The sequence below is a fragment of the Pseudarthrobacter sp. BIM B-2242 genome (genome assembly GCF_014764445.1).
In the GTDB taxonomy this organism is placed as follows: Bacteria; Actinomycetota; Actinomycetes; order Actinomycetales; family Micrococcaceae; genus Arthrobacter; species Arthrobacter luteus_A.
The window spans coordinates 193,331-207,230 of record NZ_CP061721.1 but is presented as its reverse complement, the minus strand read 5'-3'; the positions used below and the strand labels follow the sequence as shown (position 1 = coordinate 207,230).

15 protein-coding genes are annotated in these 13,900 nt (G+C 66.6%); 7 read left to right on the top strand and 8 right to left on the bottom strand.

The window, feature by feature from the left end; translation table 11 throughout:
- Window positions 1–76: 76 nt before the first annotated feature.
- From IDT60_RS00975 to IDT60_RS00965, 3 genes are all read left to right on the top strand, one after another.
- A complete protein-coding gene (locus IDT60_RS00975; RefSeq protein WP_191081770.1) occupies window positions 77–1,519 on the top strand; it encodes an amidase in 1,443 nt (480 codons plus the stop codon).
- Window positions 1,520–1,604: 85 nt separating this feature from the next.
- Entirely contained in the window at window positions 1,605–1,808 is a 204-nt protein-coding gene (locus IDT60_RS00970) for a hypothetical protein (protein WP_191080543.1), read from the top strand.
- A gap of 136 nt (window positions 1,809–1,944) precedes the next feature.
- Window positions 1,945–2,334 carry a hypothetical protein gene (locus tag IDT60_RS00965; RefSeq protein WP_191080542.1) on the top strand — a complete coding sequence of 130 codons (390 nt, stop codon included), beginning with the start codon at window positions 1,945–1,947 and terminating at the stop codon, window positions 2,332–2,334.
- Here IDT60_RS00965 and IDT60_RS00960 read toward each other — a convergent pair.
- Both IDT60_RS00960 and IDT60_RS00955 read right to left on the bottom strand, forming a co-directional pair.
- Window positions 2,331–2,885: a DUF4190 domain-containing protein gene (locus IDT60_RS00960; protein WP_164203121.1), complete on the bottom strand. Its 555-nt coding sequence runs from the start codon at window positions 2,883–2,885 to the stop codon at window positions 2,331–2,333. The genes IDT60_RS00965 and IDT60_RS00960 overlap by 4 nt on opposite strands.
- 54 nt (window positions 2,886–2,939) lie before the next feature.
- Entirely contained in the window at window positions 2,940–3,827 is an 888-nt protein-coding gene (locus IDT60_RS00955) for a nuclease-related domain-containing protein (protein ID WP_191080541.1), read from the bottom strand.
- A gap of 256 nt (window positions 3,828–4,083) precedes the next feature.
- Here IDT60_RS00955 and pgm point away from each other — a divergent pair, with 256 nt between their 5' ends.
- Complete coding sequence (pgm, locus tag IDT60_RS00950) at window positions 4,084–5,742, top strand: phosphoglucomutase (alpha-D-glucose-1,6-bisphosphate-dependent) (RefSeq protein WP_191080540.1); 1,659 nt, start codon at window positions 4,084–4,086, stop codon at window positions 5,740–5,742.
- Window positions 5,743–5,890: 148 nt separating this feature from the next.
- On the opposite strand, the gene IDT60_RS00945 is transcribed toward pgm, so the two are convergent.
- Entirely contained in the window at window positions 5,891–6,496 is a 606-nt protein-coding gene (locus tag IDT60_RS00945; protein WP_191080539.1) for a malonic semialdehyde reductase, read from the bottom strand.
- Between the two features lie 200 nt (window positions 6,497–6,696).
- On the opposite strand from IDT60_RS00945, the gene IDT60_RS00940 reads away from it, so the two are divergent.
- A complete protein-coding gene (locus tag IDT60_RS00940) occupies window positions 6,697–8,049 on the top strand; it encodes a uracil-xanthine permease family protein (RefSeq protein WP_191080538.1) in 1,353 nt (450 codons plus the stop codon).
- A 1-nt stretch (window position 8,050) separates the two neighbouring features.
- Here the strand turns inward: IDT60_RS00940 and IDT60_RS00935 are convergent, their stop codons facing one another.
- The 4 genes from IDT60_RS00935 to IDT60_RS00920 form a co-directional block, all read right to left on the bottom strand.
- Complete coding sequence (locus IDT60_RS00935) at window positions 8,051–8,914, bottom strand: SGNH/GDSL hydrolase family protein (RefSeq protein WP_191080537.1); 864 nt, start codon at window positions 8,912–8,914, stop codon at window positions 8,051–8,053.
- The gene (locus IDT60_RS00930) at window positions 8,911–9,729 is read right to left on the bottom strand and encodes a GAF and ANTAR domain-containing protein (protein WP_191080536.1); all 819 of its coding nucleotides are present in this window, start codon (window positions 9,727–9,729) and stop codon (window positions 8,911–8,913) included. The genes IDT60_RS00935 and IDT60_RS00930 overlap by 4 nt, the downstream gene beginning before the upstream one ends.
- A gap of 145 nt (window positions 9,730–9,874) precedes the next feature.
- Window positions 9,875–10,390, bottom strand: a complete 516-nt coding sequence (locus IDT60_RS00925) for a hypothetical protein (RefSeq protein ID WP_191080535.1) — start codon at window positions 10,388–10,390, stop codon at window positions 9,875–9,877.
- Between the two features lie 42 nt (window positions 10,391–10,432).
- Window positions 10,433–11,332: an SDR family oxidoreductase gene (locus tag IDT60_RS00920; protein WP_191080534.1), complete on the bottom strand. Its 900-nt coding sequence runs from the start codon at window positions 11,330–11,332 to the stop codon at window positions 10,433–10,435.
- A 195-nt stretch (window positions 11,333–11,527) separates the two neighbouring features.
- Here IDT60_RS00920 and IDT60_RS00915 point away from each other — a divergent pair, with 195 nt between their 5' ends.
- Together IDT60_RS00915 and IDT60_RS00910 are read left to right on the top strand one after the other, a co-directional pair.
- Window positions 11,528–12,025: a DUF6328 family protein gene (locus tag IDT60_RS00915; protein WP_191080533.1), complete on the top strand. Its 498-nt coding sequence runs from the start codon at window positions 11,528–11,530 to the stop codon at window positions 12,023–12,025.
- A gap of 53 nt (window positions 12,026–12,078) precedes the next feature.
- The gene (locus IDT60_RS00910; RefSeq protein ID WP_191080532.1) at window positions 12,079–12,741 is read left to right on the top strand and encodes a DUF6766 family protein; all 663 of its coding nucleotides are present in this window, start codon (window positions 12,079–12,081) and stop codon (window positions 12,739–12,741) included.
- A 26-nt stretch (window positions 12,742–12,767) separates the two neighbouring features.
- On the opposite strand, the gene IDT60_RS00905 is transcribed toward IDT60_RS00910, so the two are convergent.
- The gene (locus IDT60_RS00905) at window positions 12,768–13,892 is read right to left on the bottom strand and encodes a glycerate kinase (protein ID WP_191080531.1); all 1,125 of its coding nucleotides are present in this window, start codon (window positions 13,890–13,892) and stop codon (window positions 12,768–12,770) included.
- Between the last annotated feature and the right edge of the window lie 8 nt (window positions 13,893–13,900).

Genomic DNA, 13,900 nt, shown 5'->3' with positions numbered 1-13,900 from the left:
TTACGCTTCTACTTGATCCTGAGGAGGAGCCTTGCCCGCTGCGCAGACAACCGCTTCCACAGCCGAGATCCACGGCATGTCCGCCGTCCAGCTGCGGAACTCGCTTCGGTCCGGGGAGCTTTCGGCCCGGGAAGCCACAGGTCACTTCCTTGCCCGCATCGCCGAGCGGAATCCGCTGCTGGGCGCTTTCGTCACGGTCACCGCGGAACAGGCAATGGCCGACGCCGGCGCAGCCGACGAGCTTTATGCCCGCCTTCGGAAAGGCTTGGGAAACGCGGGGGCAGCGGACCACGCCGGCGGCACCGCTGACGGCCTCCCGCTCCTGCACGGCATGCCGCTGGCCTTCAAGGACCTAACCGATGTGGCCGGCGTCGTGACCACGCATGGCAGCGCAGCACTGGACCATAAACCAGCCCCCATCGACGGCGCGCTGACCGCGGCCCTGAAGGCTGAGGGGGTGATCTCGCTGGGCAAGACCCAGGTTCCGGAGTTCGGCCTCACCGCTTACAGCGAAAACCGCATCGCCCCGCCGTCGCGCAATCCGCATGCCCCCAGCCGCAGCTCCGGCGGTTCCTCCGGCGGCAGCGCTGCCGCAGTGGCCGACCGGCTGCTCCCCTTCGCGCCCGGGACGGACGGCGGCGGCTCCATCAGGATCCCCGCGGCTGCCTGCGGGCTGGTGGGCCTCAAGCCCGGACGCGGTGTGGTGCCGTCCGGCGAGAGCCTGGGAGACCCCGCCGGACTGGTGGTGGCGGGACCGCTTGCCCGCAGCGCCGCCGATGCTGCGCTGCTGATGGACTCGCTGGCGCCGTCCCCTGAAGGCAGCAGTTACCTCGACGCCGTCGCACAGGAACCCCGGCCGCTGCGGATCGGCCTCACCCTGGACAGTCCCTGGTCCGCCACTTTCCCGTTCACAACGGAACCGGAAGCCCTCGCGGCATTGCAGGCGGGCCGGGACATGCTGGAGCATGCCGGACATGCCGTGACCGAAGCCGCCATCCGCTACGACAACCGCTACCCGGACGCCTTCACCACAGCCTGGACAGCCGCCGTCGGAAGCGCCCGGATCAGCCCGCACCGTGAAGCGCTGCTCGCACCGCTGACCCAAACGTTCCGGCGCAGGGCCCAACAGCGCAGCGCGTCCAAGCTGAACGAATCGCTGGCCTTCCTGCGGCAAATCCAGCGCGACACCATCACCCAGTACGCGGCGTGGGACCTTATGCTGATGCCCTCACTTGCCCAGACACCAAGGCCGGTGGGCTGGTTCACCGGCGCCTCTCACGGGGACGGGCGCTGGCCCGCCGCGGCGTGGGCGGGCGACGCCGACGACGACTACCGGAGGCAGTGCGAGTTCGCGCCGTGGTCCTCGATGGTGAACGTCTGCGGCCTGCCCGCCATCACCATTCCCGTGTACTGGACCGGTGGCCAACCCGGCACCGGACTCCCGATGGGCATCCAGCTGGTGGGACCAGGGGGGTCAGAATTGCTCCTGCTCCAAGTGGCGGCGCAGCTGGGGTTCTGAAGCCGGTGCGGACTGGCTGGAGGGTGTCGACTCCACGGCCAAACGGGTGGAACATTAAAGGGCAGTCACCTTGAGGAGGTCTGTGATGTGCTATTCATCAAGCAAGGATTTCGGGTGGGGCACGAAGAAAGAGTCCACCCGCGAACCCGAAGTGCGCCAGCAAACTCCGCCGGACCGTACTGAACCGACATTCACGGCCAAGGATTTCACCTTCTGGGCGTTCCCGCGCCGGCGGAAGAACCACGAGGCCGGGGAACCCGCTGCTGAGCGCACCCGCGAGAGGGTCTGAGCCGTTGGCCAAGCCCGCTTGACGAAAGGCCCCGTACCGGGGCCTTTCCACTGCCCGGTCCGGCACCGCACCCGCCCGCCGAACAGCCTGGCCGGGAAACCCACGCAAACCCGTCGTGAAGCAGGAGGAACCCTGGATGCGCGGACAGTACGTTCACGAAGCATCGTTGCTGATGGCTGCCGGGTCCGATCCCGCGGCACCGGGTGCGGCCATCACCCTTGAACTATGCGGAAGCTGGGAGCATGAACCGCCGTGCCCCCTGGCCCCGCATCACACCGAACACTCCCGGGAAGGCAACGGGGTCCGGCTGAGGGTGGTCTTCGCTGCCGAGCCTGACAAGGAAGACGAGGTCCGCCGCCGGATCGAGAAAGCCCTGGCCGGAGGATCACTCACCGGGCCTGGCGGAGTAAAGACGAACTGGACTTTGCAGCACACAGGTTCCGGTGTGCTCACCGGGACAGAACGCGAACGGGCGCAACGGATCGCGGCCGCAAACCCGTCGCCGGAAACGTCTCCGGAAACCTAGTAGCCGTAGCCTGAACTGGAACTGTAGGCCGCCAGCCCGATGATGAGGAACAGCCAGATCGCTCCATACCCGACGAGGCACAGGTAGCCCAGGACCAGCCCGGTGATGGAGAACCCCTTGCCGGCGGGTTCGCGGCTGAGGCCCAGGTGGCCGGTGATAATCGCAACGACCTGCGGAATCATGAACCAGCCCAGGAGGACCGAGGAAATTCCGCAGACCATGCTGGTGATGCTCAGGCCCTTGGGTTCGGCGGCCGGCATGCCGTAATACGCCGGCTGGCCGTACTGATTAGGCTGGCCATACTGATTGGGCTGGCCATAGCTGTTCGGCGGACCATACGGGCTGCCGGGCTGAGCGTAGGGCGCGCCGTACTGCTCGGCAGGCTGGCTGTACTGGCCTGCCCCGGGCTGGTTCCAGTCGTAGAGGGGCGGCGCCGGGTTGGTGGAACCCTGAGGCGGCACGAACTGCGGCGGTTCGTAACCGTATGAATCGCCCGATCCCTGGGCGCCGGACCCCTGCGGATCCGGGCGCGGCGTTGTCTGGTCACTCATTTTTTCCCCAATCGAAGTCTTCGCTTCCAGCCTACCGCCGCCTCCGGCCCAGTCCTACTGGCCAAAATACGGCAGCGCGTACACAGCGAAAACCACAAATCCGGCGAGGCACAGCAGCCGGGCCATCGCGCCGGCTGCGTGTTGCTGCGCCTTCGTTTTCCGGCCGGTTCCCGAGGCGGCCCGGTACACTCCATGGCCGCCATGGGTTGATTGCCTCGTCGGTTGCCTGTCATTTGGCCGCACGACCGGCCGGGTACCGTGCCGGGCCGGCGGATGCTGGGACGCGTCAGGCCGGACCGCGGACGGCGTCACCACCACGCGGTGGGCAGTCAAGGACTTCAGGGCAGGACTGTCCGGGGCCGGGTCCTGCGTGAGCTGCCGCGCAAGATGCGAATACAGGCCCAGCACTGACTGGTGGTCGAGCACGGCAGGCAGCGCCAGGACGGCATCCACAATCCGGTCGACACCGGCCACAGCAACGTCGGCGTTGGTGATGGCGAAGACGTCCGGCTGGCCGGCGAGGCAGATCAAGGGGCGGACAAAGCGCCGGTGCGGCGGCTCCAGCACCGAGGTGACGGCGGCACACTGGGCCAGGGCGCCCTCCACTGACTGCGTGCGGGCAAACCGGCCCTGCCAGAGGACCCCGCCGGACACACGGACTTCACCCGTCCAGTTCTTGGCATCCACGACCACCACGCCGCCGGGTCCCACCAGTACGTGATCCAGGTTCGCCTTCGGCCGGCCGGGCCAGTGCACGTCCTGCAGCAGGAACCAGCCGTGCGGGACGAGCTGGCTGAGCCGGTCGGCAACGATCCGCTCGCCCACTGCCCCGGCGTCCCAGGATTTTGTGGCCCGCTCGGCCTGGTCCAATTGGCGTTTCAGCCGCTGGACGCGCTCTGCCGCGAGTCGTGACTGTTCGGCTGCGCCGTCCCCTGCCCCCATGACCGGTCCCCACTTCCCGTAGCGGCTGCTTGCCCGCGCCGCTGCTGACTGCCGCAATGCGCGACGACGGTGCTGCCGCCGTCGTGCGCTGCTGCCTGACTTTTCCGAACGTAACAGCGGCGCGGGGAGCCGGTATATAGGTACTTTTCGACCAAGTACTCAGGTTTCACTACTTGTTCATGACATTCCGCGTCACAGGGTCCGCGATTTGGACCGGGTCGTATTGCCGCCCGCCCGGGTCTGGCATGCTGGTCCCATGGCTAGCCGCGCGGGCACAGTTGCCCAACCCCAGGACCTTGTTGACATCACTGCGCTCCTCGACGCGTACTACGATATTTCGCCGGATCTGGGTGATCCCGGCCAGCGCGTAGCGTTCGGCACCTCGGGACACCGGGGATCCAGCCTGAAGGCTTCGTTCAACGAAAAACACATCGTGGCCATCACGCAGGCCATCGTCGAATACCGGGCAGGCCAGGGCATTACGGGCCCGCTGTTCCTGGCGAAGGACACCCACGCCCTGAGCGAACCGGCACAGAACTCCGCGCTGGAGGTGCTGGCTGCCAACGGCGTGAACGTGCTGGTGGACGCCCGCCACGGCTACACGCCCACGCCGGCTCTGAGCCACGCCATCCTTACGTACAACAACAACCGCGCTGCCGGCGCCCCGGAAGCGGACGGCATCGTGGTCACGCCCAGCCACAATCCCCCGGCCGACGGCGGCTTCAAGTACAACCCGCCCCACGGCGGCCCGGCCGATTCCGACGCCACGGGCTGGATCGCCAACCGCGCCAATGAATTGCTCGAAAACGATCTCCGCGGCGTCAAGCGCATCCCCGTCGCGGACGCCCTCGCCGCGGACAGCACCGGCAAGTTCGACTTCCTCAGCAGCTACATTGACGACCTCCCGTCGGTCCTGAACCTGGACGCCATCCGCGAAGCAGGCGTCCGCATCGGCGCCGACCCCATGGGCGGCGCCTCCGTGGATTACTGGGGCGAGATCGGCGAACGCCACCACCTGGACCTGACTGTGGTGAACCCGACCGTGGACCCGCAATGGGCATTTATGACCCTGGACTGGGACGAAAAAATCCGGATGGACTGCTCCTCGCCCGCCGCCATGGCGTCGCTGATCAAGCGGATGTCCGACGGCGGCAATTCAGCAGCGTTCGACGTCGCCACCGGGAATGACGCCGACGCCGACAGGCACGGCATCGTGACCCCTGACGGCGGCCTGATGAACCCGAACCACTACCTAGCGGTCGCCATCGATTACCTGTACCGCAACCGCGGCGGGTGGAACCCCAACTCGGTGGTGGGCAAGACCCTGGTGTCGTCCTCGATCATCGACCGCGTGGCTGAGAGCCTGGGCCGCAAACTTGTGGAGGTCCCCGTGGGCTTCAAGTGGTTTGTCCCGGGCCTGCTGTCCGGTGAAGGTGCGTTCGGCGGCGAGGAGTCTGCAGGGGCTTCCTTCAACAAACTGGACGGCAGCGTCTGGACCACGGACAAGGACGGCATCCTGCTGGCGCTGCTGGCCTCGGAGATCACGGCGGTCACGGGCAAGTCCCCGTCGCAGCTGTACAAGGGGCTGACCGACCAGTTCGGCGCGCCCGTCTACGCGCGCATCGATGCAGCAGCCACACGGGAGCAGAAGGCGGCACTCGGCAGGCTGTCGCCGTCGGACGTCACGGCCACGGAACTGGCCGGCGAAACCATCAAAGCCAAGCTGACGGAGGCGCCCGGCAACGGAGCGTCCATCGGCGGGCTCAAGGTGGTCACGGAAAACGCCTGGTTCGCCGCGCGCCCGTCCGGCACCGAGGACGTCTACAAGATCTACGCCGAGTCCTTCAAGGGCGAGGAGCACCTCAAGCAGGTGCAGGCTGAGGCCAAGGCCCTGGTGGACGGTGTGATCGCCTAACCGCCCGCCCGCCGCAGCGCACCGGGACCCTGGCCCCCACCCCCACAGACGCTCTCTCACTTAATGCGCTTTAAACGCCGATGCTCTCTCACTTTCTTGAGGAAAGTGAGAGAGCATCGGCGTTAATGCCGCATTAAGTGAGAGAGGGTCAGACGGTGCGGACGACGTCCTCGTAGGCGAACTTGGGCTTTGCTGCACCCCAGGCGTCTTCACCGGGCTGGCCGATGTTGACCACCAGGAAGCTCTTCTGCTCGCCGGCCGGGAAGAGCTGGGCGTCGATAAGGTTGAAGTCGGCACCGGTCATGGGGCCTGCGGCGAGGCCGAGGGACCGGACGGCAAGGATGAAGTAGCCGGCCTGCAGGTGCGCGTTGTTGTTGCCGGTGGCCGCTGCCAGGTCCGGAGCGGCGTCGTACATCGCCTTCGGTGCGCCGTACTCGGGCAGGAAGGTGTCCCACTGCTCGGCCCAGGCGGTGTCGTAGCTGAGGACTGCAACCAGCGGAGCGGAGGCGGTCTTGGCCTTGTTTCCGTTGGCCAGGGCGTCAACCAGCCTGGCGCGGGCCTCGTCCGAGCGGACGTAGGTGACGCGGAGGGGCTGGGAGTTGAAAGCCGTGGGGCCGAACTTGGTGAGCTCGTAGATGGCGCGGGCCTGGTCCTCGGTCACCTCGCCGGTGAAGGAGTTGGCGGTGCGGGCTTCGGCAAAGATGGCGTCGACGGCTGCTGAGTCGATGACTGCTTCTTCGTGGGCAATAGTCATGTGCGTACCTTTCGCTGGGCCCGCTCATCGGGAAGATGGGCCGGCGGTCTGCTTTCCATAGTTGCAACTTCAAGCGTTCGTGTCTTCTTCCCGTGACGGCACGTGACGTCCGGCACACCGGGTCACCGGACCCTGCATCGCGGTATTGTTGCACCGGAACATCCCCGGCCCAGCGGCCAACCCCCTGAAAGGCCCAGCCCATGAGCATGCTCGGAATGAAATGGAAGCTGCACGGCAACGGCAAATCAATCAAGCCGGGCCACGTGGTTGCCCCGGACGAGCGGCTGGCCTGGCCGCTGACCATCGGGGTGGGTATGCAGCACGTCGTGGCCATGTTCGGCGCGACGTTCCTGGTCCCCATCATCACCGGTATGCCGCCGGCCACCACCCTGTTCTTCTCGGGCATCGGCACGCTGCTGTTCCTGGTCATCACGAAGGGCCGCGTCCCCAGCTACCTCGGCTCGAGCTTCGCGTTCATTGCGCCCATCATGGCGTCCCAGCAGCAGTTCGGTGTACCCGGTGCGCTGGGCGGCGTGCTGCTTGCCGGCGTCGCACTGGCCGTGATCGGTGCGATTGTGCAGAAGTTCGGCGCGGGCTGGATCAACCGGCTGATGCCGCCGATCGTCACCGGTGCCATCGTGGCGCTGATCGGCCTGAACCTGGCACCCGCGGCCAAGATGAACTTCGACGCCGCCCCTGTCACCGCCGTGATCACCCTGGCCACGATCATCCTGGTCAGCGTCCTGTTCAAGGGAATCATCGGCCGCCTCAGCATCCTGGTGGGCGTGGTGGTTGGCTACCTGGTGGCCATGCTGCGCGGCGAAGTGAGCTACGCCAAGATGGACGCTGCTGCGTGGATCGGCCTCCCCCACTTCCAGACGCCGGAATTCCACGTTGGCGTGCTTGGCCTCTTTGTCCCGGTGGTGCTTGTCCTGGTGGCTGAGAACATCGGGCATGTGAAGTCCGTGGCGGCCATGACCGGACAGAACCTCGACGGCGTCTCCGGCCGTGCGCTGATGGCCGACGGCGTCGCAACAGTCCTCGCCGGAGCCGGCGGCGGTTCCGGCACCACCACCTACGCGGAAAACATCGGCGTTATGGCGGCAACCAAGGTGTATTCAACGGCGGCGTACTGGGTTGCCGGCGTCTTCGCCATCGTGCTGAGCTTCTCGCCGAAGTTCGGCGAACTGATCGCCACGGTCCCCCAGGGTGTGCTGGGCGGCGCGGCCACCATGCTCTACGGCATGATCGGCATCCTGGGTGTGAAGATCTGGGTCCAGAACAAGGTGAACTTCTCCAACCCGATCAACCTGACTACCGCCGCCGTCGCCCTGATCATCGGCATTGCCGACTACACATGGACCATCGGCGAGCTGACCTTCACCGGCATTGCACTGGGCTCCGCGGCGGCCCTGCTGATCTACCACGGCATGAAGGCCATCGCGAAGGCCCGTGGCACGGTGGCGGAACCGGAAACGGAAGTGGCCGGCCTGCCGCCCGCTGCGAAGGCCGCCCTCAACGCCGCCACGAAGCGGACCCCGAAGAAGCGCTGACTCAGGCCGCGTGGCTGCCCCCGATGAACGGGCCGGGCGGGGTGCCAATACCGAAGACCGGCCCCGGCTCGGGCCGTTTGGGGGCCAGGGCCGCTTCTGCAGGGTGCCTCAGCTGCCGGATCACCCAGGGGACCAGGTATTCCCGTGCCCAGATCAGGTCCTCGGACCTGGCCTCCTTCCAGCCCCGGGCCCGCGGGGGCTTGGGTTCCAGGGGCACCAGCGTGTGCGGGACGCCGAGGGCCTTCAACACGGCCGCCGCGATGGTGTGGTGCCCCAGCGGCGAGAAGTGAAGCCGGTCCGGATCCCACATGCCGGGGCTGGAGAGCTCCCGCAGGAACCACAGGTCAACCATCACGGCGTCGTGGCGGGAGGCCACGGTGTGGAGGTTCTCGTTGAAGATGGCAACCTTGCCCCGGATCTGGCTGAAGACCGGCGTGGCACCCCAGTCCGGTCCGGCGAAGAGGACCACCGTGGCGCCGGACCGGGTCAGCTGGTCAACGCCTGCGTCGATCTTTTCCGCGAGCCGGTCCGGGTCGCTGCGCCGGAAGACAATATCGTTGCCGCCTGCGGAGAGCGTCACAAGGTCGGGCTTGAGGGTCAGCGCGGGCTCCAGCTGCTGGTCCAGGATCTGCTGCACCAGCAGGCCCCGGACGGCAAGGTTGGCGTAGGCGAATTCCCGCTGGTTGGCACTGAGTTCTTCGGCCACACGGTCAGCCCAGCCGCGCAGACCTCCTTCGCTGCGGGGTTCGGGGTCGCCGATCCCCTCGGTGAACGAGTCGCCCATTGCCACGAGCCGGTGCCAAGGGTGGGGCGGAGCCTCCGCAGCCGCGTTTCGGACTTCTTTGTCCTGCTTCCAGGCGTTCATCCTGTTCTCCCTGTTGTGTAGGGTCCCTCGTTTCGGCCTGGGGGTTTGGCCGAAATGAGTCCAGTGAAGCCGGCATTGTCCGGGCCCGGTTCTGCCGGTCCCGTGTGCGATGCGGCCACAATGTTCATGGCTGTTTCACGGAGTCCCTGGTTGGTGTGCCGTGCAACAGTCCTGAGGTATTGAAGTGCTGCTTCATGGCCGAGCCCGTAGTCAGCCGTGAGGACAGTGACCGCCAGGTCCATCAGCACCATGGAGCTCTGGGCAACCGCCAACTGCGCGCGTGCCTCTGCCCGTTCCGCCACCCGCACCACCATGTGCAGGGACCTGGCCACCTGCCGCACATACCGTCGCATCTGAATGATGTCTTCGCTGGTGAAGGCGTGGGAGGTGGCCGCGTAGAGGCTTAGTGCGGCACTCCAGCCTGCGCGGGCCACGATGGGTATGGACAGCAGTGACCTGACCCCGTGGTCGGCGGCAACATTGGCATACCCGGGCCACCGGCGGTCACGGGCGACGTCAGCCAGATGAACAAAATCACCGGTGCGAAGGGATTCCAGCACGGGTCCGTCCGCGAACGAGCACTGTTCTTCGTCAGCTGCCCGGGCCGCGGCGCTGCCCGCCGCGGCGGTCCGGGTTACTCCGGGGCGGAAAAACGTGACGGCCCAGCTGATGCCGCGGAGGTCACCGTCAATATCGCGCATGAACTCGTGGGTGACCGCAGCAAGGAAGTCCTCGACATCCGTGCTGTCGAACACCATATCCGGGGGGTCGGGAAGTGATTCCCAGACCGTCGCCCCGGGGGTTGCCGCGGCCATGAGCACGCCTAGCTTCGATACGCTCGGCCCACTGCAAAACCTGTTACTAGGATACGTCCTGAGATGGCTCCGCGGGCGGGACCGGGCACTAAAAGGTCCCGGTCCCGCCCGCGGCGGAAAGACTCAGCCAGCCCGCACCAGACTGTCAGCCGGCGTCGAAACTTTCGTCGCCGTCGTCGTTCGGTGACTTCTCCTTGGGCAGGTCGTTGCCGCTGCCGTCCGGCAGGCCTGCAGCGTCCTGGTCCGACTCCGATGAGAAAGGCTCCGAACCCTGCGAATCGGCGTTGGATTCATCGATTTCGGCCTCGGCGGAGGGCACGTCAGCGTCCCGCGGAACGGGCGGCTCCCCCGGTTCGAACCCGGGGTCATTTGAGTCCGCTTCGGCATGGTGCTGTTCGTCCGTACCGCCGAACCGGCCCGCCCCGGGCTCGCCGGCGCTGTCCTGGTCCTCTTCATTAAAGTGGCTGAGCTTGGGGGTTCCCGTGGCGAACGTTTCGCCGTCCGGGCTGTCCTGGTTCAGGCCCGCGGCGTCGAAATCCTCTTCGTCCCGCGGCTGGGCGAACTGCTTGTTGTCCGCTCCGCCCATCTCCTGTTCGGCCGTCGGCGTTCCGTATCCGCCCACTTCTTCTTCCGGCTCCGTGCGCTGGTTTTCCTGACTCATGGTTCCTCCTGTTGTGGATGTGGATGAATCTGACGGGCAGTTCTAGAGACCCTTGCCGCCGGTGACCGGCAGCACGGCGCCTGAGATGTAGGACCCCTGTTCGGATGCCAGCAGCACATAGGCGGCAGCAAGTTCAGCCGGCTGGCCCGCCCGCTGGAGCGGGGTGTCCTGGCCGAACGTGGGGAGCTTGTCCGGCCACTCGGTTGCCGGAATCAGCGGAGTCCAAATGGGTCCGGGGGCCACGGCGTTGACGCGGATGCCTTTGGGTCCCAGCTCCTGGGCCAGCGCCTTGGTAAACGCCACCTGCGCGGCCTTGGTCATGGCATAGTCAATCAGCTGCGGGGACGGGTTGAAGGCCTGAATGGAGGCTGTGGTGATGATCGAGGCACCGGCCTTCAGATGCGGCACCGCAGCCCGCGCCGTCCAGAGCAGCGAGTACAGGTTCGTTTTGAACACCCGGTCGAATTCCTCGGTGGGGAGGGTTTCGAGGCTCTCACGGTTCTTCTGGTAGGCGGCGTTCAGCACCACAACATCGAGTCCGCCGAACTCAGCCACGGTGTCCGCCACGATCCGGGTGCTGAAGTCCTCTTCCCGCCCGTCACCGGCGAGCAACAACGCACGCTGGCCGGCTTTGCGGATCCAGTCAGCGGTGTCCTGGGCGTCTTCTTCCTCTTCGGGAAGGTATGAGATTGCGACGTCGGCTCCCTCACGGGCGAACGCGATGGCGGCAGCCTTGCCGATCCCGGAGTCTCCGCCGGTGATCAGCGCTGCCTTGCCCTGGAGTTTGCCGTGGCCTTCGTAGCTGAGTTCGCCGTGGTCCGGTTTGGGATCCATGGGAGCGGTCAGTCCGGGCTGCTCCTGTTCCTGCTTCGGGAAACCGCCGGAATGGTAGCTGCCCCGGGGGTCTGCGGGCGGTTCTGTCTGTTTCTGGTTGTCGCTCATAGTCCACCTCTTCACTGAATCGGTTTCCAAAGGGCCCATGCTGTACCAGCCCTTCGAAACTATCCCGCCCGGAGGAGCAAGTCCACCGTGCGGAGCAAACAATAAGCAAGCTTAGCAATTGTTGATCTTGGCGCAACTTCGGCTTAGCTTTGGAGCACGCGGCTTGGCGGCCATGCCCCGGAGCTAGGAGAACCAATGTCGGATGTGGAGGACTTCACCGGCCATAACAGCGGACGGAACGAAACCCGCGAGGAGCAGCTGGACCGGAACTGGGCCGAGCTGCTGCAGGAACTCCGGGTGCTCCAGACCGGAGTCCAGATCCTCGCAGGCTTCCTCCTGACACTCCCCTTCCAGGACCGGTTCGAGGAATTGGACGGGTTCCAGGTGGTCCTCTACCTCGTCAACGTGGTCATCGCGACGCTGACAACGGCCTTCATCCTGCTTCCCGTCAGCGTCCACCGCCGCCTGTTCCGCCAGCGCCTCAAAGCGATGCTGGTCTCCAGCGCCGACAGCATCACCAAAATTGCCCTCGCCGGAGTGGGGATGCTCAGCGTGGGAACAGCAGCCCTGGTTTTTGATGTCACGGCCGGCCGAACAGCCGGACTGACCGCCGGGGGAATCCTGCTGGCTGTCCTCCTGGTCCTGCTGATCTATGTCCCGCTCCGGCTCAACCGCCGGGCGCAGGGACGATAACCGGCCCGACCCAAGGCACGCGGCGGACGGGACCATCGAGCGAAGGAGCGGACATGCGCAAGTGGGCCAAAGAACACGGACTCCTGCTCGCCAACGCCGGACTGTTCCTGGCCTTCTTCGGCGGCATGATTCTCTCCGGTGCGGCCACCTACAGCGAGGAACAGGCCACCCACGGCCAGCCCGGCGTCTCCGTGCTGGAGTACCTGTCAACGGGCGATTTTGTGGAGGCCACGTTCGAGAACTGGGAGTCCGAGTTCCTGCAGATGGCCATGTATGTGATCCTGACCGTGTTCCTTTTCCAGAAAGGTTCCTCCGAGTCCAAACCCATGGGCAAGGCCGCGCCGCAGGACCAGGATCCGCGCGATGCCACCATCAAGGACGCCACACCGTGGCCGGTGAAGCGCGGCGGGCTGGCCCTGAAGCTCTACGAACACTCGCTCTCCATCCTCCTGCTGCTGCTGTTCCTCGCCTCCTTCAGCATGCACGCGGCCGGCGGAACCGCCGCGTACAACGACGAACAACAAAGCCACGGCCAGCCCACCGTGACGTGGCTGCAGTACCTGGCCACCAGCCGCTTCTGGTTCGAGTCCTTCCAGAACTGGCAAAGCGAATTCCTTGCCGTGGCTGTCCTGGTGGGCGCGTCCGTGTATCTCCGCGAGAGGGGGTCTCCGGAATCCAAGCCGGTGGCCGAGCCGCACTATGAGACCGGCTCCTGAGCGGTCTCGCCGCCCGGCGCAGGGCCCTAGGCGCCTTCCAGGACCTGGGTGGTAGCCCACGCCAGATACTTCGCGGCGTGCGCGACGGCGTCTTCCGGGCTGGGAGCCACATCGAGCAGTTGCGCGGCGGCTACGACACCGTGGGCGGCCAGGTCTTCCGGCGTCACCAGGATCCGCCCCGCCACCACGATCACCGGAATGCCCCGTTCCCTGGCAGCGTCGGCGAGCGCAATGGGCGCCTTCCCCGTCAGCGACTGGGAGTCCATGGACCCTTCGCCGGTGATCACCAGGTCCGCGCTGTCCAGCTGCGCGGCGAGGCCCGTGAGCCCGGCGACCAGCGCGAACCCGCTTTCCAGCCTGGCGTTGCTGAAGGCAAGGAACGACGCCGGGAAGCCGCCTGCCGCGCCCGAGCCCGGGACGTTGACGTCCCGGCCGGTTGCTTCACGGAGCAGGGACGCCCAGTTACGGAGGCCGGCGTCGAGCAGTTCCACGGCCTCGTCGTCGGCGCCCTTTTGGGGCCCGAAGACGTGGGCGGCTCCGGTGCTGCCGAACAGCGGGTTCTGCACGTCCACGGCGATCCGGAAGGACACCGCGGACAGCCGCGGGTCCAGGCCGGAAGTATCCAGGGCCACTACCTCGGCCAGCGATCCGCCGCCCAGGGGGACCACGTTTCCCGCGCTGTCCAGCGGCTTCAGGCCCAGCGCACGCAGGGCGCCGCTGCCGGCGTCGGTCATGGCGGAGCCGCCCAGGCCCAGCACAATTTCGGTGGCACCGGCGTCCAGGGCGGCGGCGATCAACTGCCCGCAGCCGTAGCTGTGGGCCCGCAGGGCATTCGCGGGCGTGGGCTCCATGTGCGCCAGGCCCGAGGCCTGCGCGGTTTCAATGACGGCGGTAGCACCGCCGTCGGATATTTTGCGGATAGCCCAGGCGGCGCCGACAGGCTTAAGGATGGGCCCGACGACGGCATTGAGCCGCTCCTCGTAGCCGGCAGCGACGGCCGCCTCCAGGGTTCCCTCGCCGCCGTCGGCGATCGGAAACTGGCTGGCCACCGCCTCCGGGTAAACACGCAGTGCGCCTTCGGCGATGGCGGCTGCGGCCTCTGCGGCGGTGAGCGAGCCTTTGAATTTGTCCGGGGCGATGAGAATGCGCATGCCGCCCA